This is a genomic window from Streptacidiphilus sp. EB103A (assembly GCF_041261405.1).
GTDB lineage: Bacteria > Actinomycetota > Actinomycetes > Streptomycetales > Streptomycetaceae > Streptacidiphilus.
On sequence record NZ_JBGCAQ010000023.1, the window covers coordinates 13,989 to 40,268 of the forward strand.

25 protein-coding genes are annotated in these 26,280 nt (G+C 70.9%); 16 read left to right on the plus strand and 9 right to left on the minus strand.

Going from position 1 to position 26,280, the window contains the following annotated elements:
- The first annotated feature begins 123 nt into the window (after positions 1-123).
- The 8 genes from ABH941_RS32435 (at position 124) to ABH941_RS32470 (ending at position 7,942) form a co-directional block, all read left to right on the plus strand.
- The gene (locus ABH941_RS32435; protein ID WP_370133164.1) at positions 124-1,629 is read left to right on the plus strand and encodes a methyltransferase domain-containing protein; all 1,506 of its coding nucleotides are present in this window, start codon (positions 124-126) and stop codon (positions 1,627-1,629) included.
- 45 nt (positions 1,630-1,674) lie between these two features.
- Positions 1,675-3,051 (plus strand): FAD-binding protein, encoded by a 1,377-nt coding sequence (locus ABH941_RS32440; protein ID WP_370133165.1) that lies wholly within the window; start codon positions 1,675-1,677, stop codon positions 3,049-3,051.
- A 28-nt stretch (positions 3,052-3,079) separates the two neighbouring features.
- Complete coding sequence (locus ABH941_RS32445; protein WP_370133166.1) at positions 3,080-3,835, plus strand: decaprenylphospho-beta-D-erythro-pentofuranosid-2-ulose 2-reductase; 756 nt, start codon at positions 3,080-3,082, stop codon at positions 3,833-3,835.
- Between the two features lie 25 nt (positions 3,836-3,860).
- On the plus strand, positions 3,861-4,931 hold the full coding sequence (locus ABH941_RS32450; RefSeq protein ID WP_370133167.1) for a YihY/virulence factor BrkB family protein: 1,071 nt from the start codon (positions 3,861-3,863) through the stop codon (positions 4,929-4,931).
- A gap of 57 nt (positions 4,932-4,988) precedes the next feature.
- The gene (locus ABH941_RS32455) at positions 4,989-5,711 is read left to right on the plus strand and encodes a response regulator transcription factor (protein WP_370133168.1); all 723 of its coding nucleotides are present in this window, start codon (positions 4,989-4,991) and stop codon (positions 5,709-5,711) included.
- Positions 5,708-7,162 carry a sensor histidine kinase gene (locus tag ABH941_RS32460; protein ID WP_370133169.1) on the plus strand — a complete coding sequence of 485 codons (1,455 nt, stop codon included), beginning with the start codon at positions 5,708-5,710 and terminating at the stop codon, positions 7,160-7,162. The genes ABH941_RS32455 and ABH941_RS32460 overlap by 4 nt, the downstream gene beginning before the upstream one ends.
- Positions 7,163-7,262: 100 nt before the next feature.
- On the plus strand, positions 7,263-7,709 hold the full coding sequence (locus tag ABH941_RS32465; RefSeq protein ID WP_370133170.1) for a hypothetical protein: 447 nt from the start codon (positions 7,263-7,265) through the stop codon (positions 7,707-7,709).
- A complete protein-coding gene (locus ABH941_RS32470; protein ID WP_370133171.1) occupies positions 7,709-7,942 on the plus strand; it encodes a hypothetical protein in 234 nt (77 codons plus the stop codon). The genes ABH941_RS32465 and ABH941_RS32470 overlap by 1 nt, the downstream gene beginning before the upstream one ends.
- Positions 7,943-7,947: 5 nt before the next feature.
- Here ABH941_RS32470 and ABH941_RS32475 read toward each other — a convergent pair whose 3' ends face one another.
- Positions 7,948-9,219 carry a D-alanyl-D-alanine carboxypeptidase family protein gene (locus ABH941_RS32475; RefSeq protein WP_370133172.1) on the minus strand — a complete coding sequence of 424 codons (1,272 nt, stop codon included), beginning with the start codon at positions 9,217-9,219 and terminating at the stop codon, positions 7,948-7,950.
- Positions 9,220-9,302: 83 nt separating this feature from the next.
- On the opposite strand from ABH941_RS32475, the gene ABH941_RS32480 reads away from it, so the two are divergent.
- Positions 9,303-9,542, plus strand: a complete 240-nt coding sequence (locus ABH941_RS32480) for an SCO4848 family membrane protein (RefSeq protein WP_370133173.1) — start codon at positions 9,303-9,305, stop codon at positions 9,540-9,542.
- A gap of 90 nt (positions 9,543-9,632) precedes the next feature.
- Here the strand turns inward: ABH941_RS32480 and ABH941_RS32485 are convergent, their stop codons facing one another.
- From ABH941_RS32485 to ABH941_RS32510, 6 genes are all read right to left on the minus strand, one after another.
- Positions 9,633-10,424, minus strand: a complete 792-nt coding sequence (locus ABH941_RS32485) for a succinate dehydrogenase iron-sulfur subunit (protein ID WP_370133174.1) — start codon at positions 10,422-10,424, stop codon at positions 9,633-9,635.
- A complete protein-coding gene (gene sdhA / locus ABH941_RS32490) occupies positions 10,424-12,178 on the minus strand; it encodes a succinate dehydrogenase flavoprotein subunit (protein WP_370133175.1) in 1,755 nt (584 codons plus the stop codon). The genes ABH941_RS32485 and sdhA overlap by 1 nt, the downstream gene beginning before the upstream one ends.
- Positions 12,179-12,206: 28 nt before the next feature.
- The gene (locus ABH941_RS32495) at positions 12,207-12,683 is read right to left on the minus strand and encodes a succinate dehydrogenase hydrophobic membrane anchor subunit (protein ID WP_370133176.1); all 477 of its coding nucleotides are present in this window, start codon (positions 12,681-12,683) and stop codon (positions 12,207-12,209) included.
- Between the two features lie 7 nt (positions 12,684-12,690).
- The gene (gene sdhC / locus ABH941_RS32500; protein WP_134006220.1) at positions 12,691-13,068 is read right to left on the minus strand and encodes a succinate dehydrogenase, cytochrome b556 subunit; all 378 of its coding nucleotides are present in this window, start codon (positions 13,066-13,068) and stop codon (positions 12,691-12,693) included.
- A gap of 312 nt (positions 13,069-13,380) precedes the next feature.
- The gene (locus ABH941_RS32505) at positions 13,381-14,022 is read right to left on the minus strand and encodes a 2-oxo-4-hydroxy-4-carboxy-5-ureidoimidazoline decarboxylase (protein WP_370133177.1); all 642 of its coding nucleotides are present in this window, start codon (positions 14,020-14,022) and stop codon (positions 13,381-13,383) included.
- A 235-nt stretch (positions 14,023-14,257) separates the two neighbouring features.
- On the minus strand, positions 14,258-15,028 hold the full coding sequence (locus ABH941_RS32510) for an SDR family NAD(P)-dependent oxidoreductase (protein ID WP_370133178.1): 771 nt from the start codon (positions 15,026-15,028) through the stop codon (positions 14,258-14,260).
- Positions 15,029-15,419: 391 nt separating this feature from the next.
- On the opposite strand from ABH941_RS32510, the gene ABH941_RS32515 reads away from it, so the two are divergent.
- From ABH941_RS32515 to ABH941_RS32545, 7 genes are all read left to right on the plus strand, one after another.
- Complete coding sequence (locus tag ABH941_RS32515) at positions 15,420-16,568, plus strand: amidohydrolase (RefSeq protein WP_370133274.1); 1,149 nt, start codon at positions 15,420-15,422, stop codon at positions 16,566-16,568.
- A 174-nt stretch (positions 16,569-16,742) separates the two neighbouring features.
- Positions 16,743-17,858 (plus strand): BMP family protein, encoded by a 1,116-nt coding sequence (locus ABH941_RS32520; RefSeq protein WP_370133179.1) that lies wholly within the window; start codon positions 16,743-16,745, stop codon positions 17,856-17,858.
- A gap of 161 nt (positions 17,859-18,019) precedes the next feature.
- A complete protein-coding gene (locus ABH941_RS32525) occupies positions 18,020-19,663 on the plus strand; it encodes an ABC transporter ATP-binding protein (RefSeq protein WP_370133180.1) in 1,644 nt (547 codons plus the stop codon).
- Positions 19,660-21,045 carry an ABC transporter permease gene (locus ABH941_RS32530; protein ID WP_370133181.1) on the plus strand — a complete coding sequence of 462 codons (1,386 nt, stop codon included), beginning with the start codon at positions 19,660-19,662 and terminating at the stop codon, positions 21,043-21,045. The genes ABH941_RS32525 and ABH941_RS32530 overlap by 4 nt, the downstream gene beginning before the upstream one ends.
- Complete coding sequence (locus ABH941_RS32535; RefSeq protein ID WP_370133182.1) at positions 21,042-22,343, plus strand: ABC transporter permease; 1,302 nt, start codon at positions 21,042-21,044, stop codon at positions 22,341-22,343. Before ABH941_RS32530 ends, ABH941_RS32535 begins: the two co-directional genes overlap by 4 nt.
- A gap of 46 nt (positions 22,344-22,389) precedes the next feature.
- Positions 22,390-22,806: a cytidine deaminase gene (locus ABH941_RS32540; protein WP_370133183.1), complete on the plus strand. Its 417-nt coding sequence runs from the start codon at positions 22,390-22,392 to the stop codon at positions 22,804-22,806.
- 109 nt (positions 22,807-22,915) lie between these two features.
- On the plus strand, positions 22,916-24,196 hold the full coding sequence (locus ABH941_RS32545) for a thymidine phosphorylase (RefSeq protein ID WP_370133184.1): 1,281 nt from the start codon (positions 22,916-22,918) through the stop codon (positions 24,194-24,196).
- Positions 24,197-24,275: 79 nt separating this feature from the next.
- Here the strand turns inward: ABH941_RS32545 and ABH941_RS32550 are convergent, their stop codons facing one another.
- Both ABH941_RS32550 and ABH941_RS32555 read right to left on the minus strand, forming a co-directional pair.
- Positions 24,276-24,833 carry a Uma2 family endonuclease gene (locus ABH941_RS32550; protein WP_370133185.1) on the minus strand — a complete coding sequence of 186 codons (558 nt, stop codon included), beginning with the start codon at positions 24,831-24,833 and terminating at the stop codon, positions 24,276-24,278.
- Between the two features lie 24 nt (positions 24,834-24,857).
- Positions 24,858-26,165, minus strand: a complete 1,308-nt coding sequence (locus ABH941_RS32555) for an MFS transporter (protein WP_370133186.1) — start codon at positions 26,163-26,165, stop codon at positions 24,858-24,860.
- Positions 26,166-26,280 lie beyond the last annotated feature (115 nt).

The window sequence follows — 26,280 nt, forward strand, 5'->3', positions numbered from 1 at the left end:
ACCGGACCATCAGTTCGAGTGACGATCTCTGCTCGGCAGAAGCGGCGAACCTGCAGATGGGGAGCGCAAGGATGACAGTAGGACCGGTCTGCGCCGCAAGCTCCCCATGAGAGTGTCGGTGCCATGCCTCAGCCCGCTGTCCCGACCGCCCCCAGAATCGGCGTCCTGGTCGTCGCGTACAACGCGGAGAACACTCTGGCGAAAACGCTCCAGCGAATCCCGGCGGAATTCCGTGAGCGCATCGCCGAGATCCTGGTGATGGACGACGCCAGCCATGACGCGACCTTCCTGGCCGGCTGGCGCTGGTCCCAGCGGGAGGACGCCCCGCCCACCGTGGTCATGCGCCACACCAAGAACCTCGGCTACGGCGGCAACCAGAAGGCCGGCTACGCCCTGGCGATGGAGCGTGGGCTGGACATCGTGGTGATGCTGCACGGCGACGGGCAGTACGCGCCCGAGCTGATCGCCGAGATGGTCGCGCCGATCGAACGCGGTGAGGCCGACGCGGTGTTCGGCTCCCGGATGATGGACTCGGGCGCGGCCCGCCGTGGCGGCATGCCCGCCTACAAGTGGCTCGGCAACCGGGTGCTGACGAAGATCGAGAACTCGCTGCTGGGCACCTCGCTGACGGAGTTCCACTCCGGCTACCGCGCCTACCGGGTCGATGCGCTGCGCGAGCTGCTGATCGACCGCAACACCGACGCCTTCGACTTTGACACCCAGATCATCGTGCAGCTGATCGACGCGGGGAAGCGCATCGTCGAGGTCCCGATCCCCACCTACTACGGGGACGAGATCTGCTACGTCAACGGCCTCACGTACGCCAAGGACGTGGTCAAGGACGTGCTGGAGTACCGGCTCGCCATGAAGGGCTTCGGCAGCTGCCCGTGGGTGCCCAAGGCCGAGGAGTACGCGTTCAAGGCCGGCGACGGCTCCTCGCACGCGGAGATCCTGGCGATGCTGTCCGGGGCGGAGCCGATGACGGTGCTTGACCTGGGCTGCTCCGGCGGTCTCTTCGCCGAGCAGGTGCGCAAGCTGGGCCATACGGTGACCGGCGTCGACTACATCGAGGTGCCCGGCGTCCGCGAGCGCACCGACCGGTTCCTGCTGGCCGACCTCAACCAGGGGCTGCCGTCCGACCTCGACGGCCCCTTCGACCTGGTGGTCGCCGGGGACGTGGTCGAGCACCTGGTCAACCCCGAACGGCTGCTGCGCCAGGTGCAGCAGGTGCTGCGTCCCGGCGGCGAACTGGTGCTCTCGGTGCCCAACTTCGGGCACTGGTACTCACGGCTCCGGGTCGCCCTCGGCGCGTTCGACTACGACCGCCGGGGCATTCTCGACGAGACCCATCTGCGCTTCTTCTCCCGCTCCAGCCTGCGCCGGATGATCCGCAACGCGGGCTACGACCTCCTCGAACTCCGGTCCACCGGCTCCCCGTTCGTGCAGCTCGCCGGTACCGGGGCGGCGGCCGGGGCGGCCTCGGCGCTGTCCCGGGCGCTGGTCGGGCTGCGGCCCACGCTGTTCGGCTACCAGTACGTGGCCAGACTGACCCCGCACGCCCAGGAGGTCATCACAGCAGGTCAGGGCGGTGGCGTGGACGAGCTGCTGGCCGCCCAGGCGCGTCGCTAGGCGGTATCACCGGTTTCAACCGATTGGGGCGCTACGTTCATGGTCATGCAAGGACCACAGGCTCCACCGTCCGGCGGGCTCGTCGCGCTGACCGGCTGGGGCCGCACCGCGCCCACCGCCGCCAGGGTCACCTCGCCCGCCACCGCGGAGGCGGCGGTCGCCGCGCTGCTGGCGGCGGGGGAGCGCGGGGTGGTCGCGCGCGGGCTCGGGCGCTCCTATGGGGACGCCGCGCAGAACGCCGGCGGCTCGGTGCTGGACATGACCGCGCTCAGCGCGATCCGCTCCATCGACGTCCAACGCGGTCTGCTCGACTGCGAGGCCGGGGTCAGTCTGGACCGGCTGATGCGGCTGCTGCTGCCGCTGGGCTGGTTCGTCCCGGTCACCCCGGGGACCCGTCAGGTCACCGTGGGCGGGGCCTTCGGCGCCGACGTGCATGGCAAGAACCACCATGTCAGCGGCAGCTTCAGCCGCCATGTCCGGTCCATCGAGCTGCTCACCGCGGACGGCCGGGTGCGCACCCTCACCCCGGCCGACGACCCCGACCTCTTCTGGGCCACGGCCGGCGGGATGGGGCTGACCGGGGTGGTCCTCTCGGCGCAGATCCAACTACTGGCCGTGCAGACCTCGTTGATCAGCGTGGACACCGAGCGGGCGGTCGACCTCGACGATCTGATGGCCCGTCTGGACGCCACCGACCACCGCTACCGCTACTCGGTCGCCTGGATCGACCTGCTCGCCCGGGGTGCGTCGCTCGGCCGCGCCGTCCTCACCCGCGGCGACCACGCCCCGCTGGACCGGCTCGGCCCGCGGCAGCTGCGCTCGCCGCTCGCCTTCCGCACCGCCGACCTCCCGGCGGTGCCGCGCGGCCTCCCCGGCGGCCTGCTCAGCGCGGCCACGGTCGGCGCCTTCAACGAGTTCTGGTACCGCAGGGCGCCGCGCGAACGGCGCGGACAGCTGCAGACCATCCCCGCCTTCTTCCACCCCCTCGACGGTCTGCCCGAGTGGAACCGGGTCTACGGCCCGGCGGGCTTCCTGCAGTACCAGTTCGTGGTCCCGTACGGCGAGGAGGCCGCGCTGCGGCGGGTCGTCGAGACCATCAGCCGGCACCGCTGCCCCACCTTCCTGGCCGTCCTCAAGCGCTTCGGCGAGGGCGACCCCGGCTGGCTCTCCTTCCCCGCCCCGGGCTGGACCCTCGCCCTGGACATCCCCGCCGGGCTGCCCGGGCTCGGCCGGCTGCTCGACGGCCTGGACCAGGAAGTTCTGGCCGCAGGCGGCCGGATCTACCTGGCCAAGGACTCCCGGCTGCAGCCGGAGGCCCTGGCGCCGATGTACCCCAGGCTCGACGACTTCCGCGCCCTGCGGGCCCGGATCGACCCGGGCAACCGCTTCACCTCCGACCTCGCCCGCCGCCTCAGTCTCTGAGGTGTCCCGACTCCAAGGTGTCCCGACCATGAAGAACGCCCTGGGCCAGCCCCAGTCCCTGCTGCTGCTCGGCGGCTCCTCCGAGATCGGCCTGGCCACCGCCCGCCGGATGGTCCAGGGCCGGACCAGGCGGGTCCACCTCGCCGGACGCCCCTCGCCCGCGCTCACCGCGGCCGCCGCCGAACTCACCGCGCTCGGCGCCGAGGTCTCCGTCCACGACTTCGACGCCACCGCCCTGGACACCCATGAGGCGGTGCTCGGCAAGGTCTTCGCCGAGGGCGACATCGACACCGTGCTGCTCGCCTTCGGGGTTCTCGGCGACCAGCTGAAGGACGAACAGGACCCGATGGCCGCCGCCGCCGTCGCCCAGGTCAACTACCTGGGCGCGGTCACCTCGGCGCTGGTCAGCGCGCAGGCGCTGCGCCGCCAGGGCCATGGCTCGCTGATCGTGCTGTCCTCGGTCGCGGGGGAGCGGGCCCGCCGGGCCAACTTCATCTACGGCTCCACCAAGGCCGGGCTCGACGCCTTCGCCCAGGGCCTCGGCGACTCGCTGCAGGGCACCGGCGTGCACGTCATGGTGGTCCGCCCCGGATTCGTCAGGGGCCGGATGACCGAGGGCCGGCCGGAGGCGCCCATGGCGACCACCCCGGAGGCCGTCGCCGAGGCCATCCTGGTCGGGCTGCAGCGCGGCAGCGAGACGGTGTGGGCGCCGGCCGCGCTACGGTTCGTCATGTCCGGGCTGCGGCACCTGCCGCGCCCGCTGTTCCGTCGGCTCGCGGTCTGACCGGCCGTCAGGACCGGTCGACGTCATGGACTGGCTGACCCGGCTGCCGGTGCTCGGACCGGTCGCCGCCCGGGTGCTGCGGAGCCGTCCCTACCTGGTCTTCGACCATTTCAACAAGGCGGGCTCGAACCGGCTCGCGGGCGCCGTCACCTTCTTCGGGTTCCTGGCCCTGTTCCCGCTGCTCACCGTGGCCATGGCGATTGCCGCGGCCACCCTCAGCAGCGGACGGGTGCGGAGCATCCAGGACGCCATCGCGAGGCAGCTCCCCTCGCTGGCGGACTCGCTGGACCTGGACTCGCTGGTCCGCAACGCCGCCACGGTCGGAGTGATCAGCGGGGTGCTGCTGCTGGTCTCCGGCCTCGGCTGGGTCGACACCACCCGGGTCGCCATCCGCACCGTGTGGCGGCTGCCCATCGAGCCCGGCAACGCGGTGCTGCGCAAGGCCCTGGACGTCGGGGTGCTGATCGGCCTCGGCGTGGTGGCCGCGGTGTCCATCGCCGCCTCGGCGGCGACCTCGGCGCTCACCGGACAGCTCGCCTCCTGGCTCGGCGTGGCCCACCAGTCCTGGGGCCGGCTGCTGCTGTCGGCGGCGAGCTTCCTGATCGCGGTGGGCGCCGACACCCTGATGTTCGCCTATCTGCTGGTGGGCCTGCCGCGCATCGGCGACCAGCGCAGACGCGTCGTCGTCGAGGGCGCACTGCTGGGCGCGGTCGGCTTCGAACTGCTGAAGCAGTTGCTCTCCGCCTACCTCAGCAATGTCGCCGGCAAGAACATCTACGGCGCCTTCGGCACCCCGGTGGCCCTGCTGCTGTGGATCAACTTCATCTTCCGCTGGCTCTTCTTCTGCGTCGCCTGGACCGCCACCGACGACCCGGAAGCCGCCCGAGCCAGAGCCCGCGCCCGAGCCGTCGAAGCCTGGACCGAGGCCGGCGGCACGGGGACGCCCGGAGCCGCGGCCGACGACCCGTCCGAGCGGCCCGATGAACCGGCCTCGGCGCAGGCGCGCTCCCGCCCGGCGGCCCTGGCCGCCGCCTTCGGGCTGGGCGCGGCGAGCAGCTCCCTGCTGCGACGGCTCCGGCTCCGCCGCGTCCGCTGACGGCCCGGTCTGGCATGGTTGCTTCCCGCAAGCACGAGCAGGAGACGGTGGTCCGCGATGGCAGAGCAGCGACACGGCAGGGTTCTGGTGGTGGACGACGACGCCGCGATCCGGCGGTCGCTGGAGCGCGGGCTGCGGCTGAGCGGCTTCACGGTGGCCCTGGCCGAGGGGGGCCGTGCGGCGCTGGAGGCGTTGACGCAGGCACCGCCGGATGTGCTGGTGCTGGACGTCTCCATGCCCGACCTGCCGGGCACCGAGGTCTGCCGCAGGCTCCGCGAGCGCGGCGACGAGACCCCGGTGCTGATGCTGTCGGCGCTGGACCAGCTGGAGGACCGGCTCGCCGGACTGCAGGCCGGGGCCGACGACTACCTGGTCAAGCCCTTCGCGCTGCAGGAGCTGGTGCTGCGGCTGCACGCGCTGCTGCGCCGCCGGCCGCCGCGCGCCACCGATCTGCTGACGGTCGGCGGGCTCACCGTGGACCCGTCCACCCGCGAGGCGCGCTACCGGGGCGACCCGGTGGAGCTGACCCGCCGTGAGTTCGACCTGCTGGAGGTGCTGGCCCGGAACACCGGGCTGGTGCTGACCCGGGACCAGCTGCTGGAACGGGTCTGGGGCTATGACTTCGACGTACGCACCGATGTGGTCGACACCTTCGTCAGCTATCTGCGCCGCAAGCTGGAGGCCGGCGGCCGGCCCCGGCTGGTGCAGACCGTCCGCGGCGTCGGCTTCGTGCTGAAGCCCGACCAGCCCGACCAGCCGGACCGGGACCGGCGGCCGTGAGGCTCGCCACCAGGATCGCCCTGGTCACCGCCGTGATCGTGCCGGTGCTCGTGCTGCTGGCCGGGCTGCTGCTGCTCGGCCTGGTCGGCCGGGACCTGCGGGCCGGACAGGACGGACAGCTGCGCGACCGCGCCGCGGCCGCGCTCCCGTACGCGCGCACCGAGCTGCGGGCTGCCGCCGCGGGACGGCTGCGGCAGGAGGCCAACCAGCAGGGCCGGCTGAGCGCGGCCGCGCTGGACGCCGGGGTACGGCTGACCGCCGCCGACGGCACCGTGCTGAACAGCGCGGGCGCCCAGCCCGACCTCGCCGTCCCGCTCCCCGCCGCTGCCGACCGCCCGCAGACCGTCGTCGGCGCCGACGGCACCGCCTGGCGGGCGCTGGCGCAGACCATCCCCACCGGCGCCGCCCAGCCCGGCGGCACGCTGTGGCTCTTCGCCCGGGCCTCCGCCGTGCAGCACGAGGTACGGACGGTACGCGGCCGTATCGTCCTGGTCGCCCTCGTCGCCGCGCCGCTAGGCGGCCTGCTCGCCTACCTGGTCGCGGAGCGCGCCGCCCGCCCGCTGCGGCTGCTGCGCCGTCGGACCGGCGGGCTGGACCCGGACGACCCGGCGACCAGGCCGAGCCTCAGCGAGCGGCCCACCGGCGTGGTCGAGGTGGACGAGCTGGCCGGCACCCTGCAGTCGGTGCTCTCCCGCTACGACGAGCAGGCGGCCCGTACCGCGGAGGCGCTGGCGACCGCGCGGGCCTTCGCCGCCTCCGCCTCGCACGAGCTGCGCACCCCCCTGATGAGCATGCGCACCAATCTGGACGTCCTCACCGAGCACCCCGGGCTGGCCGCCGAGGACCGCGCCGAGATCCTCGCCGACCTGCAGTCCGAGCACGCCCGGCTGCTGGGCACGCTCACCGCGCTGCGCGCGCTGGCCCAGGGCGACCTGGTCGAGCAGGACGCCTTCGGTCCGGTGGACCTGGTGGAGCTGGCGGAGTCGGCGGCGGCCGAGGCGCGCCGCCGCGACCAGCAGGCCGTGATCACGGTGCGGTCCTCGGCCGGATCGCTGCGGCTGCACGGCTGGGAGCCCGGCCTGCGGATGGCGGTGGACAACCTGCTGGCCAACGCCCTGGTGCACGGAAGGTCGGCGGACGGCACGGCGCGGATCGACCTGGCCCTGAGCCGCACCGACACCGACGCCGTCCTGACCGTCGCCGACCACGGCCCGGGTGTCCCCGTCGACCAGCGCGACTCGGTCTTCGACCGTTTCCGGCGCGGCCCCGGCAGCCCCGGATCCGGGCTCGGACTGACCCTGGTCGCCCAGCAGATCGCCCTGCACCGGGGCACGGTCCGCTTCACCGACCCGCCGGCCGGGACGGGCGCGCTGGCCGAGGTCGTCCTGCCGCTGGCCGCCTCCACCCCGACCCTCCCCCTGCGCCGGGACTGGCTCAGCGCCGACGGCTGACGTGAGCTCAACCGGACCACAACGTTTCCACAAGGACGATTCCTACGCTCCCCGCAGACGGGGCGCCAACCGCGCTCCGACGTAGTGGAGGAGACCTGCCATGCCCACCCGTCGCGCGACCCTCACCTCGGCCTTCGCCGGGATCGCCCTCACCGGAGCGCTGATCGGCGCGAGCACCCCGGCCTCGGCCGCGGCGCCGAGCGACAGCTCCCCGTCCGCCTCCGCCTCCCCGTCCACCGGGGCCACCAAGACCCCCGCCCAGCGCGAGGCGAAGGCCGTCTGTGCCCGTGCCCCCAGGGTCGACGCCCGGATCACCCGTGCGCTGGCCCGGCTGCACGGCCCCGCCACCGAGCGTGGCTCCATCGCGCGGCTGCAGAAGCGGGTGGACATCGCCAAGGCGGCCGGGAACACCGCCATCGAGACCTACCTCAACGACCGGTTGACCACCCGTCAGGCCATGGTCGGCACGCTCACCACCAGGCTGAGCGACCTCAAGGCAGTGGAGACCTGGTGCTCCGCCAACAACCAGGGCGGCGGAGCCTCCTGATGAGCCGTCGCCCGATCCGCGCAGGCCTGGCGCTGGCGGCCGCCGCCGCGATGCTGACCCTGGGCGCCTGCTCGCACACCCCGGCCGCAGGCACCGCGCCCGCCGGCACCCCGTCGGCCGCGCCCACCGGGGTGGCCGGCAGCACCGTCCAGCAGATGCAGCAGCAGGTCGACGCGGCCCAGAGCGCCGCCGACGCGGCCGACTCGGACGCCGCCGCCGACCCCGGCAACTGAGCCGGTCAGTCGAGCCCGTTCACCGTCGGCAGCGGCCTGCTGCGCCGGGCGATGCGCCGCCGACGGCGCATCAGCAGCGAGGCGCCGGTCGCCACCGCCAACGCGACCAGGCCGGCGCCGGAAGCCCCGGCCCAGCCCAGTGCGCTGACGCCGGAGCTGCCGCCGGAGGCGCCGACCGAGGCCTGTGCGGCCTTGGTCGGGGCCTTCACGGCGTCGCCCCCCGAGCCGTTCCCGGAGCCCGCCGTGTGCGTCGCGGTCGTGGCCGCGTCCAGGCTGCCGACCGGGGTGACCTTGCCGTCCGCGGCGAAGCCCCAGTCGAGCAGCTCCCTGGCCTCGGTGTAGACCGTGTTGAACTGGTGGTCCTGAGGGTTCATCAGCGTCGCCATGATGGTCCGGCCGCCCCGCCTGGCCGCCACCACCAGGGTGTTGCCGGCGTTGGTGGTGTAGCCGTTCTTGACACCGATCAGGCCCTCGTAGCGGGGGACGCCGTCGATGCCCAGCAGCATCCGGTCGGTGTTGTCGATCTCGAACGGCTTGCCCTTGGTGTTCGGCCCGCCGGGGAACTCGGCCTTGCCGGTCCCTGCGTAGCGGGCGAAGTCGGCGTCCTTCATCCCGTCCCGCGCGAACAGACTGAGGTCGTACGCCGAGGACACCTGCCCCGGCATGTCGTACCCGTCCGGGGAGACCACGTGGGTGTCGCCCGCGCCCAGCTTCACTGCCTGGGCCTGCATCTGGGCCACCGTCGCCGCCACCCCGCCGTTCATCGCGGAGAGGACGTGCACGGCGTCGTTGCCGGAGCGCAGGAAGACGCCGAGCCACAGGTCGGACACCTTGTACGTCTGGCCGGGCAGCACGCCGACCAGGCTGCTGCCCGCACCCATCCCGGCCAGGTCCGCGTCGGTCACCTTGTGGGTGGCCGTGGTCGGGATCTTCGGCAGCACGGTGTCGGCGAACAGCGTCTTCAGGGTGCTCGCCGGAGGCAGCGCCCAGTGAGCGTTCTTCGCCGCCAGCACCTGGCCGGTCCCGGTGTCGGAGACGATCCAGGACAGCGCGGTCAGCTTGGCCGGCAGCGCCGGCGCCCCTGCCGCCAGTTGCACCTGCACACCGGACAGCCCCAGCCGTTCACCGCCGACCGTGGACATCCGGGCGGGCGGCCTCGGCGTCACCGTGCCACTCGCAGAGGGCGTGGGCGCCGCCGCAGCGGGAACGGCGGAAACCAGTCCAGCGGTGAGTGCGGCGATGCACACCACGGCTGCGGTACGGAGATCGTTGTGCACCGGTAGACCGTACCCAATCGATGGCGGCGACCGAACCACCCCCTGGTAAAAGCACACCAATGGCTGGCCGGGATACTTGCTCCATGAGACTGAGCCGCCGCGCCTCCTGGTTCCTGACCGCCTTCGGCATCTGGTCGGTTTGGATCTGGGTGACCTTTTTCAAGAACTTGTGGGCCGACGGTGAGGGCCTCGCCTTCACCCACGGCGACCACTCCCGCCCCACCGCCTACTTCTGGATCCACGCCACCCTGGCCCTGGCCTCACTCGTCCTGGGCCTGGTCGTAGGCTCCCTCGGCGTCAGATCCCTTCGCCACAAGGCCTGAACCACAACAAAGGGGCGCGAGGAACTGCGCTGCCAACCATGCACCTACGTGCACGTTGACCAGAACAGTTCCCCGCGCCCCCAGAATCTCCTAGAAGCGACGAGTAACCAGCGCCCGCTTCACTTCCTGGATCGCCTTGGTGACCTCGATCCCCCGAGGGCACGCGTCCGTGCAGTTGAAGGTGGTGCGGCAGCGCCACACCCCGTCGCGGTCGTTGAGAATCTCCAGCCGCTGCTCCGCACCCTCGTCGCGCGAGTCGAAGATGAAGCGGTGGGCGTTGACGATCGCGGCCGGGCCGAAGTACTGCCCGTCGTTCCAGAAGACCGGGCAGGACGTGGTGCACGCGGCGCAGAGGATGCACTTGGTGGTGTCCTCGAAGCGCTGTACGTCCTCCTCGGACTGGATCCGCTCACGGGTCGGCTCGTTGCCGGTCGTGATCAGGAACGGCATCACGTCGCGGTAGGCCTGGAAGAACGGGTCCATGTCCACGACCAGGTCCTTCAGGACCGTGAGGCCCTTGATGGGCTCGATCGTGATCGGCTTCTCCGGCGAGACGTCCTTGATCAGCGTCTTGCAGGCGAGCCGGTTCTTGCCGTTGATCCGCATGGCGTCGGACCCGCAGACGCCGTGGGCGCAGGAGCGACGGTACGTCAGGGTGCCGTCCTGCTCCCACTTGATGGTGTTGATCGCGTCCAGGACGCGGATCTTCGGGTCGACGGTGAGCTGGTAGTCCACCCACACCGCGTCCGGGTGCTCCTCCGGGTTGAACCGGCGGATCCGGACCGTGATGGTGATCAGCTCGACCTTGCCGGACTCGGCGGCGTCCAGGCCGGCCGAGTGCGGGTTCCCGTGCTGAGGGGCGTCGATCGTGGGGGTGCTCATCAGTACTTACGCTCCATCGGCTGGTAGCGGGTCACCACGACCGGCTTGTAGTCCAGGCGGATGCTGGTGTTCCCATCGGCGTCCACCTCGCGGTACGCCATGGTGTGCTGCATGAAGTTGACGTCGTCCCGGGTCGGGTAGTCCTCGCGGAAGTGACCGCCGCGGGACTCCTTGCGGGCCAGCCCGGACACCGCGGTGACCTCGGCCAGGTCGAGCAGGTTGCCCAGCTCCACGGCCTCCAGCAGGTCGGTGTTGAACCGCTTGCCCTTGTCCATCACCGAGATGTGCCGGTAGCGCTCCTTCAGCGCGGCGATGTCCGCCACCGCCTGCTTCAGGGTCGCCTCGGTGCGGTACACCATCGAGTTGGTGTCCATGGACTGCTGCAGCTCGCTGCGGATGTCCGAGACGCGCTCGCTGCCGTTGCCGTTGCGGATCCGCTCCAGCTGCGCGACGACCTGCTCGGCCGGGTTCTCCGGGAGCTCCACGTAGTCGGCGGTGGAGGCGTACTCGGCGGCGGCGATGCCGGCCCGGCGGCCGAAGACGTTGATGTCCAGCAGCGAGTTGGTGCCCAGCCGGTTGGCGCCGTGCACCGACACGCAGGCCACCTCGCCCGCGGCGTAGAGGCCGGGGACGACGGTGTCGTTGTCCAGCAGCACCTCGCCCTGGACGTTGGTGGGGATGCCGCCCATAGCGTAGTGCGCGGTCGGCTGGATCGGGATCGGGTCCGTGTAGGGCTCAATGCCGAGGTAGGTCCGCGCGAACTCGGTGATGTCCGGGAGCTTGGCGTCCAGCTGCTCCGGCGGAAGGTGCGTCAGGTCCAGGTAGACGTGGTCGCCGTCGAGGCCGCAGCCGCGACCCTCGCGGATCTCGGTGTAGATCGCCCGGGAGACGACGTCACGCGAGGCCAGGTCCTTCATGACGGGCGCGTACTTCTCCATGAAGCGCTCGCCGTCCTTGTTGCGGAGGATGCCGCCCTCACCGCGGGCGCCTTCGGTGAGCAGGATGCCCATCCGCCAGATGCCCGTCGGGTGGAACTGGAAGAACTCCATGTCCTCCAGCGGCAGCCCGCGCCGGAACGCGGCGGCCTGGCCGTCGCCGGTCAGGGTGTGCGCGTTGGAGGTGACCTTGAAGAACTTGCCGTTGCCGCCGGAGGCGAAGATCACGGCCTTCGCCTGGAAGACGTGGATCTCGCCGGTGGCCAGCTCGTAGGCGACCACGCCGGCGGTCCGCTTGACCCCGTCGACCTCGGCCAGCAGCAGGTCCAGGACGTAGAACTCGTTGAAGAACTCCACGCCCTCCTTCACGCAGTTCTGGTAGAGCGTCTGGAGGATCATGTGACCGGTGCGGTCGGCCGCGTAGCAGGAGCGGCGCACCGCGGCCTTGCCGTGGTCGCGGGTGTGCCCGCCGAAGCGGCGCTGGTCGATCTTGCCCTCGGGGGTCCGGTTGAACGGGAGGCCCATCTTCTCCAGGTCGAGGACCGCGTCGATGGCCTCCTTCGCCAGGATCTCGGCGGCGTCCTGGTCGACCAGGTAGTCACCGCCCTTGACGGTGTCGAAGGTGTGCCACTCCCAGTTGTCCTCCTCGACGTTGGCCAGTGCGGCGGCCATGCCGCCCTGGGCCGCGCCGGTGTGGGACCGGGTGGGGTAGAGCTTGGTCAGCACGGCGGTGCGGCTGCGCTTGGTCGACTCGATGGCCGCGCGCATTCCGGCGCCGCCGGCGCCGACGATGACGGTGTCGTACTTGTGTACCTGCATGTCAGTCTGCTGCCTCGTCCGTCCGCGCTCAGCTGATGTTCGGGTCGAAGGTGAAGATCACCAGGGTGCCCAGCAGCACGGTGAAGACCGTGGCGGTCACCAGCAGGACCTTCAACCAGAAACGGGTGGTGTCGCGCTCCGCGTAGTCGTTGATGACCGTGCGCATGCCGTTCGCGCCGTGGAGCATCGCCAGCCACAGCATCAGCAGGTCCCAGCCCTGCCAGAACGGGGACGCCCAGCGGCCCGCGACGAAGGCGAAGCTGATCTTGGTGACGCCGCCGTCCAGGACGAGCTGGATGATCAGGTGACCCAGCACAAGGAACACCAGCACCACGCCGGACAGGCGCATGAACAGCCAGGCCAGCATTTCGAAGTTGGTCCGCGACTTGCGGCCCGTCCTCTTGGTGCGGGCACGCGGGGGCTCGATCAGAAAGGCCGAGGGGTCCGTCGGCTGAGCGTTGGTGAGCTCGACGCCGGATACGGAACCAGAAGTTTCAATAGCCATTTTCGCCTCACCCGAACCAGTTGCGGAGGGTTTCCTGCAGGATCGGGTAGAAGGCGAACGCCATCGTCACGACCCACACGGTCACTACGGTCCAGAGCATCTGCCGCTGGTACTTCGGGCCCTTGGCCCAGAAGTCCACCGCGATGACCCGCAGGCCGTTCAGCGCGTGGAACAGGATGGCGGCCGTCAGGCCGTACTCCATCAGGTTGACAGGCCAGGTCTTGTACGTCGCGATCGTGCTGTTGTAGGCCTGCGGTGAGACCCGGACAAGAGCGGTGTCGAGGACGTGGGCGAACAGGAAGAAGAAGATGAGGACGCCGGTGACTCGATGAGCCACCCACGACCACATGCCTTCCCGGCCGCGGTACAGCGTTCCAGCCGGCACGGAACAACCCTCCGGAAGCGGGGCGGGGGCTCGGCCGGCATCGGTGTCGGTCGTCAGCCCGGCCGGGTATGGTCCACCGGCCCCGGCCATCGTAGCCACGGGAACCGGCGGTCAGCCCGCCGGGGGTCGGCAGGATGATCAAACGGCCCAGCCCGGCGTAACGGCCGCCCGGATTAGCGGACTGCTCCGTCGACCTGCCCGCGCCGAATCGGTGCCTCGGCCTGCGGCGGACCCGTGCCGGCGGGCTCCGGGCCAGGTCAGCCGGGACACGCCGACGGCGGCCGCCGTGTGGGGGAGATCACCCCCGCCGTCTCATGTTGCGGCCGAGGCGTGAGACGCCACCAGGTGCTCCAACCGGTGCAGGGCGATCCGCCGCAGCTCCTCGGCCGCCGTGCTGCGCTCCTCGTCGGGGTCGTTGCCGAGCCGGGCCCGCAGGCTGACCAGGACCTGGTCCAGCATCTCCTCGGCCGGGCAGTCGTCCAGGCTGACCACGAACACATGGCCGAAGCGCGCCTCGTAGGCGGCGTGGGCCGCCTGCAGCGCGGTGTGCGCCGCCTGGCTGCCGGGCGCGCGCATCCCCAGCAGCGGCTGCGGCATGCTGCTCTCGTCCGCCAGAGCCTCCGTCAGATCGGTGAAGGACAGGTCGTACGAAGCCTCGCTGGCGGCGGCGAGCAGCGAGGACACGGTCGGGTAGGGGCGGTGCACGGCCAGCCGCAGCGCCCAGCGGCGGCTGCCGCAGCAGGCCAGCAGCGCCTCCTCGGCCGCGCCGAAGTCGGCCTCGTTGAAGCGCCGCAGCCCCGAGGGCAGCCCCGACGGCCCGGCCACCGGACCGACGGTCGGGTCGGTGGCGGGGGGCATGCTGTCCTGGTTCGGCTGCGCCGGGATGTCGCCGGTCAGCGGGTCCTCCTCGGTCGAACTGGGTGAGGGCGCTTGGAGACTGGTGCGGTTCGCCATGCCCCTCTTCTATGGGCACCGACGGTGGAGTGACAGGACCGGTTGCGTGGCACGGATGGGACGACAGGGCAGCCCGAGCACCCGGAGGCCTTGCGGGACAAGGCCCTCCGAGTCTGCGGCACCGTTTTCCCTGGGATAAGGATTCACTCGAATCGGCTATCAAGTCGAGACCCTTACCGCCGAATGATGAGACGGCTTCGTACGGGTGAACGGGCTACGCCGCGTGTCCTGGCGGCTAGAGCTTTCGGGCGACCTTGTGCGCGGCCGCCTGGGCGAGCGGACGGACCACCAGCAGGTCCACATTGACGTGCGGGGGACGGGTGACCGTCCAGGCGATGGTGTCGGCGACGTCCTCGGCGGTCAGCGGCGCGTCGACGCCCGCGTACACCGAGGCGGCCTTCGCGGCGTCTCCGCCGAAGCGGGTGAGCGCGAACTCGTCGGTGCGGACCATGCCCGGGGCGATCTCGATGACCCGGACCGGCTCACCGACCAGTTCGAGACGGAGCGTCCCGGCGATGGCGTGGGCGCCGGCCTTGGCCGCGACATAGCCGCCGCCGCCCTCGTAGGGGACGAAGGCCGCGGTGGAGGAGAGCACCAGCACCGTCCCGGCCCCCGTCTCGGCCCCGCCGGCCCGCAGCGCGGGCAGCAGCGCCTGGGTCATGTGCAGCACACCGAGGACGTTGACCTCGTACATCCGGCGCCAGTCCGCCGGGTCGCCGTCGGCGACGGACTCCGCGCCGAAGGCCCCGCCGGCATTGTTGACCAGGACGTCGACCCGGTCGAGGGAGGCCGCGAAGGCGTCCACGGCGGCGCGGTCGGTGACGTCGAGGACATAGGCCGAGGCCGCCCGGCCGATCTCCTTCGCCAGTTCCTCTATCCGTTCGGCGCGCCGGGCCACCAGCACCACCCGGAACCCCTCCGCCGCGAGCCGCCGCGCGGTGGCGGCCCCGATGCCGCTGCTGGCGCCGGTCACCACGGCGACCTGTTCGATGTGCTGACCTGCCATGTCGCGACTCCTCCGGTCTCGTTCCCGTGCCGGGATCATCGTAGGCGGCGGGTCCGACAGCCGGGCCTGCTCCGGCCGGGGCCCCGCGCTGACCCCGGCGTGATCCAGATCACCCGGGATCGCACGTGTCCTGGCGGGCAGACGATCGTTTGGACGATTGTCCGGGCCCAGCAGGAGGGGAGCGAACCCTATGTCATACCCAGCGACAGTCGGTCCAAGCGCCGAGCGGTCGGGTTCTTCCCCGTTCGGAGGTAAAGATTCCGGCGATCTCCTGCCCCAGCCGTCCCAGAGTCGTAGGCTCATTGAGGTGAGCCAGTCAGTTGACGATGCGTCCGCCTCCCCGCAGCAGTCCCACGCCTCCACTCCCTTTCGCGCGCGCGTGCGAGCCCTGATGCCCGAGCTGATCGAGGTCCGCCGGGACCTCCACCGGCACCCGGAGCTGGGCCGGCAGGAAGTCCGCACCACCGCGCTGCTCAAAGAGCGGCTGGAGCAGGCCGGCCTGGAGCCGTGGGTGCTCCCCGCCGGCACCGGCCTGATCTGCGACCTCCTTCCGGAGGGAGCTGCGGCGGACGCCCCGTTCCTGGCCTTCAGGGCCGACATCGACGCACTGCCCATCGACGACGCCAAGCCGGAGACCGTCCCCTACCGCTCCACGGTCCCGGGCCGTGCCCACGCCTGCGGCCACGATCTGCACACTTCGATCGTGCTGGGCCTCGGACTGCTGCTCGCCGAGGAGCGCGACGCGGGGCGGCTGGACCGGCCGGTGCGGCTGATCTTCCAGCCGGCCGAGGAGGTCATGCCCGGCGGCGCGCTGGACGTGATCGCGGCCGGGGGGATGGACCGGGTCGAGCGGATCTTCGCGGTGCACTGCGACCCCAAGGTCGACGTCGGCCGGATCGGGCTCAAGGTCGGCGCGATCACCTCCGCCTGCGACCGCCTGGAGATCAGCCTGGACGGCCCGGGCGGCCACACCGCCCGCCCGCATCTGACCACCGACCTGGTCGGCGCGGTGGCCGGCACCGCCGTCGAGCTGCCGGCCCTGCTCGGGCGGCGGATGGACCCGCGCTGGGGCGTCAGTCTGGTGTGGGGTCGGATCGCCGCGGGATCGGCGGCCAATGTCATCCCCCGGCGCGCCGAGCTGGAGGGGACGGTCCGCTGCCTGGAGCTGGACGGCTGGCGCGAGGCGCCGGGCGCCATCGAGGAGCTGGTCGGCCAGATCGCCGAGACCTACCGGGCCAAGTGGGTGCTCGACTACCACCGCGGCGTCCCCCCGGTGGTGAACGAGGCCGTCTCGGTGGGCATGCTCAGCGACGCCATGGACCGCTGTTTCGGCCCGGGGCAGGTCGAGGGCACCGAGCAGAGCCTCGGCGGCGAGGACTTCTCCTGGTACCTGGAGCAGGCGCCCGGCGCGCTGGCCCGGCTGGGCGTCCGGTGTCTCGCCGAGTCCGGTTCCAGGGATCTGCACCAAGGCACTTTCGACGCGGACGAGGGTGCCATCGGCGTGGCTCTGGAGCTGTTCACCGCGCTTGTGCTGGGATGATGCACAGCCGATGAACCGGAGGGGCCGGACAGCCCGCAAAGGTACCCCACTCGGGTGGATTGCGACGATCTGATAACGCCCAAGCGTACGTAACACAATCGTGTTCTACGCGCGTTAACGTCGCATTCAATCCGCGCCGGACCGGTGCGCGGGCTCTTGTCGGGAGGAACTGTGATGAGGAAGCCCCTCGCGCTGGTGGCGGTAGCGGCAGCGGTCGCGCTGACGGCGACGGCCTGTGGATCGAAGCCTGTCTCGACGTCGGGTTCGGGCGCCAGCTCGTCCGCCGCGACTGGTTCGAGCACCGCCGCCGGCGCCGCATTCAAGGCCTGTATGGTCACCGACACCGGCGGCCTGGACGACCACTCCTTCAACGCCGAGTCCTGGGCCGGTATGCAGGCCGCGTCCAAGGCCGACTCCAACATCAGCGTGCAGAACGCCACCTCCGCCACGGAGAACGACTACGCCAGCAACATCTCCGGCTTCGTCTCGGCGGGCTGCAAGATGATCGTCACCGTCGGCTTCGCGATGAACGACGCCACGGTCGCCTCGGCCAAGAAGAACCCCACCCAGAACTACGCCATCGTCGACAACTCCTCGACCGGTTCGCAGATCAAGGGCCTGGAGTTCAACACCGCGCAGGGCGCCTTCCTCGGCGGCTACTTCGCCGCGGCGATGACCAAGACCGGCAAGGTCGCGACCTTCGGCGGCGCCAACTACCCGACCGTGACCGTCTACATGGACGGCTTCTGGGAGGGCGTGCAGTACTACAACTCGAAGCACGGCACCAAGGTCCAGGTCCTCGGCTGGGACGAGACCAAGCCGAAGAGCGGCACCTTCGACCCGACCCAGAGCTTCACCGACCAGGCCGGTGGCAAGCAGATCGCCGCCACCTTCCAGGCCCAGGGCGCGGACATCATCTTCCCGGTCGCCGGCGGCACCGGCATCGGCGCGCTCGCCCAGGCCAAGGCCAGCGGCGGCAAGCTGAACGCCATCTGGGTCGACGACGACGGCGCGATCTCCAACGCGTCCTACGCCTCGGTCATCATGACCTCGGTCACCAAGGGCATCGCCAGCGCGGTCACCGCGGTCGTCACCGACTCGGCGAAGGGCACCTTCTCCTCGACGCCGTACATTGGCACCCTGGCCAACGACGGCACCGGCCTGGCCCCGTACCACGACTTCGAGTCGAAGGTCCCGGCCACGCTGACCACCGAGCTGGCCACGGTCAAGCAGGACATCATCAGCGGCACCATCAAGATCGCCTCGAAGAACCAGCCCACCGCCGGCTGATCGAGGAGTTCCCAGGAGCGGGCGCGCGAACGAGCGCGCCCGCCCCGTTCTTGTCTCCCGTCCTACATGTCCTGGCAGTCCGACCGGACCCGGGCAGCTTCCGCCGATCGGCAATGATGCGCGGCGTGAGGGGTGCTGCGCCCCAAAAAATTGGAGTTGAAGTGCGTCTTGAATTGCGCGGCATCACCAAGCGATTCGGTTCACTGGTCGCCAACGACCACATCGACCTGACCGTCGAGCCCGGTGAGATCCACTGCCTGCTGGGGGAGAACGGAGCCGGCAAGTCGACGCTGATGAACGTCCTCTACGGTCTCTACCAGCCGGAAGAGGGCCAGATCCTGGTCGACGGCGAGGTGAAGACCGTCAGCAGCCCCCGCGACGCGATCGCCAACGGCATCGGCATGGTGCACCAGCACTTCATGCTGGTCCCGGTGTTCTCCGTGGCGGAGAACATCATCCTCGGCGACGAGGCGGAACTGGGCGCCCGCCCCGGGCCGCTCGGCCTGCTGGACCGCCGCCGGGCCCGTAAGCACGTCCGCGAGGTCTCGGAGCGCTACGGCCTCCCGGTCGACCCGGACGCACTGGTCGGCGACCTCCCGGTCGGCGTCCAGCAGCGGGTGGAGATCGTCAAGGCGCTGGTGCGCGACGCCCAGACGCTGATCCTGGACGAGCCCACGGCCGTGCTGACCCCGCAGGAGATCGAGGATCTCTTCGTGGTCATGAACTCGCTGCGCGAGGCCGGGAAGTCGATCGTCTTCATCACCCACAAGCTCAAAGAGGTCAAGGCGATCGCCGACCGGATCACCGTGATCCGCCGCGGCGCCGTCGTCGGCGAGGCATCTCCCTCCTCCAGCGAGCAGGACCTGGCCTCGATGATGGTCGGCCGCTCGGTCCGCCTGGTGGTGGAGAAGGAGCCGAACACCCCCGGCGCCGACTCCTTCAAGGTCGACCACCTGACCATCCGCGACCAGCACGGCAACGCCGCGGTCGACGACGTCTCGTTCACGGTGCGCGACGGGGAGATCCTCGGCATCGCCGGAGTGCAGGGCAACGGCCAGTCGGAGATCGCCGAGGCGATCCTCGGCCTGGTCCCGGTCGAGTCCGGATCGATCAGCCTGGACGGCAGGGAGCTGGTCGGGCTGAGCCCGCGTCAGGCCCTGGACGCCGGAATCGGCTTCGTCCCCGAGGACCGCGGGCACGACGGCGTGGTCGGCGAGTTCACGATCGCCGAGAACCTGGTGCTCGACCTCTACAAGACCGCCCCGTTCGGCAAGGGCCTGTCGATCGACCTCGCCGAGATCGAGAAGAACGCCAGGAACCGGATCGAGGAGTTCGACATCCGGCCAACCGCCCCGGCGCACCCGGCGGGCAAGCTCTCCGGCGGCAACCAGCAGAAGGTCGTGGTGGCCCGCGAGCTCTCCCGCCCGTTGCGGCTGCTGGTCGCCTCCCAGCCCACCCGCGGCGTGGACGTCGGCGCGATGGAGTTCATCCACAAGCGCATCGTCGCCGAGCGGGACGCCGGTCGGCCGGTCGTGGTGGTCTCCACCGAACTGGACGAGGTGCTCGCGCTGGCCGACAAGGTCGCCGTGATGTACCGGGGCAAGATCGTCGCCACGGTCTCCCCGGAGACCACCCGGGAGGAGATCGGCCTGCTGATGGCCGGAATCACGGACGGCGGTGCGGCCGCGGCGAAGGGCGCCGCCGCCTCCTCCTCCGGCCCCGACGGACCAGCTTCTGACGCACCAGCTTCTGACGCCGCTGCTCCTGACGCCACCACGACCCCCACGGAGGAGGCGACCTCATGACCACGCCCACCCCGGATGATCAGAGCGCATCCAAGGACGTACCCCCCGCGGAGGCCACCACCCCCGCGCCGGAGGCCCCCGCGCCCGAGGCCCCCGCGGCACCGGCACCCGCGGTGGACCGCAGCGTCGGCACCGTCATCCGCAATGTCTTCACCGCCGAGAACAGCGCCATGGTGACCTTCCTGGCCATCGTGCTCTCGCTGCTCGTCGGCGCGGTGCTGATCGTCGTGTCGAACACCGCGACGATGGACAAGGCCGCCTACTTCTTCGCCAGCCCGGGCGACTTCCTCTCCTCCGCCTGGGACGACATCTCCAGCGCCTACTCCGCGCTCTTCAAGGGTGCGATCTTCGACCCGGCGACGGTGTCCGGCACCCCGTCCCAGTTCTTCGGGCCGATCACCAACACCCTGGAGTACGCCACCCCGCTGATCTTCGGCGGTCTCGGCATCTCGGTCGCCTTCCGGGCCGGGATGTTCAACATCGGCGGCCAGGGCCAGACCATCATCGGCGCCATCTTCACCTCCTACGTCGCCTTCGAGTGGACCTCACTGCCCGGTGCGCTGCACCTGATCGTCGCGGTGCTGGCCGGCCTGGTCGGCGGCATGCTCTTCGGCGGCCTGGTCGGCTGGCTCAAGGCCAAGCGCGGCGCGCACGAGGTCATCGTCACGATCATGCTCAACTACGTGGCCTCGATGTTCCTGGTCGGCTGGGTGCTGAAGAGCTCGCTGTTCCAGGACCCGAGCCACGCCGGCCAGTCGATCTCCAAGCCCGCCGAGGCGGACGCGGTGCTGCCGCACCTCTTCGGCTCGGGTCTGAACACCGACATCGGCCTGCTGCTCGCGCTGGCCGCGACCTTCGTGGTGGCCTGGTTCTTCAAGCGTTCCAAGCTCGGCTTCGAGGTGCGGGCCGTGGGCCTCACCCCGAGCGCCGCGCGGACCGCCGGAATCAACGTCAGCCGGGTGCAGATCGCCTCGATGCTGATCTCCGGCGCACTGATGGGCATGATCGGCGTGACCCAGACCCTGGGTCTGGCCAACCCCAACAACAACGCCATCGCCGGCAGCATCGACGCCGGTCTCGGCTTCACCGCGATCACCGTCGCGCTGCTCGGACGCACCAGGCCCTGGGGCGTGGTGCTGGCGGCACTGCTGTTCGGCGCGCTGCAGGCCGGTGGCTCGGCGATGCAGACCAACGCGCAGGTCTCGATCGAGATCATCACGGTGGTCCAGGCGCTGATCGTCATCTTCGTAGCCGCCCCCCGGCTGGTGAAGGAGATCTTCCGGCTCCGCGCCACCAAGATCGATACCACCGCCGCCGGTCCGCAGGCGACCCCGCCCAGCCCCGATCCCTTCCACATCACCACCGTCGGAGGCCAGGCATGACCACCGCTTCGACCCTGACCGGGTCCGACAAGACGGACGCCCCGCTGGTCAAGACCGACCGGTCCAAGCTGGTCGGCGGAATCGCCCAGGCCGTCGTCGGCGCCTACGCGCTGTGGCAGTTCGGCCTCGCCTCGCGTACCGGCCACGGCGTGCACACCCTGTTCACCCTCAAGCTCGACCCCACCTCCAGCGGCCCGGGCCCGATCTCGGCCCCCGCCGAACCGGTGGCCATCGCGCTCGCGGTGATCGCGATCGCCTGCGGCCTGGTCCGGGCCTTCGCCCCGATCAGCGCCAAGGTCCAGCGCTGGCTGGCGGTGGGCTACTTCACCTCCTTCGTGCTGGCCTTCCTGGTCTGGGCCGCCGCCGGGTCCAGCATCGGGCTGAACGTTCCCTCGATCATCCAGCAGACCTCGATCGCGGCCGTTCCGCTGATCCTGGGCTCGCTCAGCGCGTTGCTCTGCGAGCGCTCCGGCGTGGTCAACATCGCGGTCGAGGGTCAGTTCCTGTTCGGCGCCTTCGCGGCAGTGCTCACGTCGTCGATGACGCACTCGGTCTGGGCGGGGCTGGTCGCGGGCTGCCTGGGCGGTGCGCTGATGTGCGCGCTGCTCGCGGTCTTCGCCAACCGGTACCTGATCGAGCAGGTCGTCCTCGGCGTGGTGCTCAACCTGCTGGCCTCGGGTATCACCGGCTTCCTCTACGACCGGCTGATGTCGACCGACGGGGCCACCTACAACACCCCGCCCAGCTTCTCCGCCATCGCCATTCCCGGGCTGTCGAAGATCCCGGTCATCGGTGATGCGCTGTTCAACCAGAACATACTGTTCTACGCGGCCTACCTGCTGGTGCCGGTGGTCTGGTTCCTGCTCTTCCGCACCCGCTGGGGCCTGCGCACCCGCGCGGTGGGCGAGCACCCGGCCGCGGCGGACACCGTGGGCATCAAGGTCGTCGGACTGCGCTACCGCAACGTCATCACGGCCGGGCTGCTCTCCGGCCTCGGCGGTGTCTGGCTGACCCTCGGCCTGTCCACGGCGTTCGTCAAGGACATGAGCAACGGCCAGGGCTACATCGCCATCGCGGCACTGATCGTCGGCCGCTGGTCGCCGATCGGCTCGCTCGGCGCGGCCGTGCTGTTCGGCTTCGCCACCGAGCTGAACCTGGCGCTCTCCTCGCTGGGCACGCCCATCCCCAGCGCCTTCCTGCAGATGGCTCCGTACCTGGTCACCATCTTCGTGGTGGCGGCGCTCGGCGGCCTGGCCCGGCCCCCGGCGGCTTCCGGCAAGCCCTACGTCAAGGGCTGACCGAGAATGGGGAACGGGTATCCGAGAGAGGCAAGGCGATGACGGCATGACGACGAAGCAGCCCGATGTGGACAGCATCGACGACATCGACTGGGACGCGTTGCGGGTCGCGGCCAAGGAGGCCATGGGCCGCGCCTACGCCCCGTACTCCAAGTACCCGGTCGGCGCGGCGGCGTTGGTCGAGGACGGACGGATCGTCAGCGGCTGCAATGTCGAGAACGCCTCGTACGGGCTCGGGCTCTGCGCCGAGTGCGGACTGGTCTCGGCGCTGCACGCCACCGGCGGCGGCCGGCTGGTCGCCTTCACCTGCTGCGACGGCGACGGCTCGGCACTGATGCCCTGCGGGCGCTGCCGGCAGCTGCTCTGGGAGCACGGCGGCGCGGAACTGCTGGTGGAGTCGGTCTCCGGGATCCGCCCGCTGGCGGAGCTGCTTCCCGACGCCTTCGGACCCGAGCGGCTCTGACCTCTCCCAGTCGTACATGCAACGCGCGTAGAGTGGCGCGGTACGGGCTTCCGTGCCGCGCCACGGCTCTTGATTCATGCACTTGTACCCTCCCTCCTTTGGAGATCCCATGGACGCCATCTCCGTCATCCGCGCCAAGCGCGACCGTGCCGAGCTGACCGATACCCAGATCGACTGGGTGATCGACGCCTACACCCGCGGTGAGGTCGCCGACGAGCAGATGTCGGCGCTGGCGATGGCGATCCTGCTGAACGGCATGAACCTGCGCGAGATCAGTCGCTGGACCGATGCGATGATCCGCTCCGGCGTCCGGATGGACTTCTCCTCGCTGCCGATGCCGACCTCGGACAAGCACTCCACCGGCGGCGTCGGCGACAAGATCACGCTGCCGCTGGCCCCGCTCGTCGCCGCCTGCGGCGCGTCCGTGCCGCAGCTCTCCGGACGCGGCCTCGGCCACACCGGCGGCACCCTGGACAAGCTGGAGTCCATCCCCGGCTGGCGCGCGCTGCTCTCCAACGACGAGATGATGCACGTCCTGCGCGAGGCCGGCGCGGTCATCTGCGCGGCGGGCGACGGGCTGGCCCCCGCCGACAAGAAGCTCTACGCCCTGCGCGACGTGACCGGCACGGTCGAGGCGATTCCGCTGATCGCGTCCTCGATCATGTCCAAGAAGATCGCCGAGGGGACCGGCGCCTTGGTCCTGGACGTCAAGGTCGGCACCGGCGCCTTCATGAAGAACCTGGCGGACGCCCAGGAACTGGCCCGCACCATGGTCGGCCTGGGCAAGGCAGCGGGCGTCAACACCGTCGCGCTGCTCACGGGCATGTCCACCCCGCTGGGCCTGACGGCCGGAAACGCGCTGGAGGTCCGGGAGTCGGTCGAGGTCCTGGCCGGCGGCGGCCCGGCGGACGTGGTCGAGCTGACGCTCGCCCTGGCCCGGGAGATGCTGGCGGCGGCGGGCGTCGTGGGAGGGAAGGACCCGGAGACTGCTCTCAAGGACGGTTCCGCGATGGACCACTGGCGCCGCATGATCACCGCTCAGGGCGGCGACGTGGACGCCCCGCTCCCGGTCGCCCGCGAGCAGCACGTCGTCACCGCCCCCGCCACCGGCGTCCTCACCGAGCTCGACGCCTACGCCGTCGGCGTCGCCGCCTGGCGCCTCGGCGCCGGCCGCGCCCGCAAGGAGGACCCGGTGCAGGCCGGGGCGGGCGTGGAACTCCACGCCAAGCCGGGCGCAGTGGTGACGGAGGGCCAGCCGCTGCTCACCCTCCACACCGACACCCCGGAGCGATTCGCGTACGCGCTGGAGGCCCTCACCACCGGCATCACCGTCTCGGCACCGGGGACGGCGTTCGAGGCGGCGCCGATCGTGCTGGACCGGATCGGGTGAGGGGGAGCCGGCGCCGATACCCGGGCCGGTGTCCGAACCCGGACCTGTCCTCACAGCGGGGACAGGTCCGTGCAGCGCGTCACTTTCCGTACGTCAGCAGTCCGCTCGTGTCGATGCGCCAAGGGCCGACGGCGACGGTGTCACCGAAGACGAAGCTCTCGCGTCGGGAGTACCGGGGCTGCGAGTGCACGATCCCGGTCCCGTCACGCGGGTCGACGATGAGGTAGAGCGGGATGCCCATGGCGGCGTAGTCCCTGACCTTGTCGTCGTAGTCGTTCTCCGGGTTGGACTTGGAGACGATCTCCACAGCCAGGAGCACGTCGGCAGGATAGACGGCCGCCGAGTCCTCCTCCAGGGTCGCCTCGGGGAACACCATGAGATCGGGGCGCCGAAGCCGCCCCAGGCCGACGTCCTCGATGTCCGCGCCCGCATGAGCGACAAACCCCGGGTGCGTCGCCTCCAACTGCTCGTTCAGCTGCCTGCTGATGCGCATGACGGCCAACTCGTGCCGCCGGACCGGCGACATCATCATGACGATCTCGCCGTTGGCGATCTCCACCTGCCCTATCCCGGGGATCCTCGGCAACTGGTCGGCGATCTCGCGCAACCGCGCATACGTGGCGGCGTCGATGCTCATGGGACGAGTCTAACGACCGAAGGTCTATCGGGAGGGGGCGAGAACCCGTGCGGATGTCGCGCGGGAGTGCACCGTTCCGTACAGCGTCACCCCTGCGGCCAGGACCATTGCGGTGAGGGCGACCAGGACGGTGCCGGGCCAGGCGGCGCTGTGGTAGGCGTCGGCGCCCAGGGTGCCGCCGAGGCTGTTGCCGAGGTAGTAGGCGGCGAGGTAGAGGGCGGAGGCCTGGGCGCGGCCGTGGGTGGCGGTGCGGCCGACCGACGCGGAGGCGACGCAGTGGCCGGTGAAGAAGCCGGCGGTGATCAGGACCAGGCCGAGCAGGGCCAGCGGGAGGGAGTTGGGCAGGGTCAGCAGCAGGCCCGCCGAGGTGGTGCCGATGGCCAGGTAGAGGGTGCCCCGGCGGCCGAGGCGGCCGGTGACCTTGGCCGAGACGGCGGAGGCGAAGGTGCCGACGATGTAGACGGCGAAGATGGAGCTGGCCAGGCCCTGGGACAGGCCGAACGGGGCTGCGACCAGGCGGTACCCCATCACCGTGTAGACCGCGCCGAAGACGGTCATGAAGAGCAGCCCGAGCGCGAACAGCCGTCCCAGGAGGGGGTTGCGCAGGTGCGAGGTGACGGTGCGGAGCAGCGCAGCCGGGTTGATCGGGCCGGGGTGGAAGTGCCGGGCCCGGGGGATCAGCGCGCGGAATGCCACCGCGCAGAGCAGCGAGACGATCGCGACCGAGGCGAGGCCCCAGCGCCAGCCGTAGGAGCCCGCGACCATGCCGGAGATCAGCCGTCCGCTCATGCCGCCGATGCTGTTGCCCGCCACGTAGAGGCCCATGGCCGAGGCCAGCGCGGTGGGGTGCACCTCCTCCGCGAGGTAGGCCATCGCGGTGGCCGGGAGTCCGGCGAGGGCGATGCCCTGGAGGGCGCGCAGGGCGGTGAGGGTGCCGAGGTCGGGGGCGAAGGGCAGGACCAGGGCGATGGCGGCGGCGGTGAAGACGGAGGCCGTCATCACGGCGGTGCGGCCGTAGCGCTCGGACAGGGCGCTGACCGGGATCACCGCGAGGGCCAGACCGATCGCTGCGGCGGAGACGGTGAGGCTGGCCTGACCCGGCGTCAGGTGCAGCGAGGTGGAGAGCGCCGGCAGCAGTGCCTGGGTGGAGTAGAGCAGCAGGAAGGTCGCGAGCCCGGCGCCGAAGAGGGCGAGCTGGGTGCGGCGCAGGCCCTGGCTGCCGGGGAGGTGGCGCAGGTCGGGCGCGGTGACGGAAGCGGCGGCGACGGGGGGCGGCGAGGTGAGGGCACCCGGCGACGGTGCGTCGGATGCCCCGCTGGTGGCAGGCGGCATATCTGAAATCTAGGACGGGGGCGCTGATGCGTCCAATGCATCGAAGACGGATGATTGATGCTGTGGCGTATGAGCAGAGGTCAGTCGTGAGGCAGAAACACGTGCGTGACGCAGA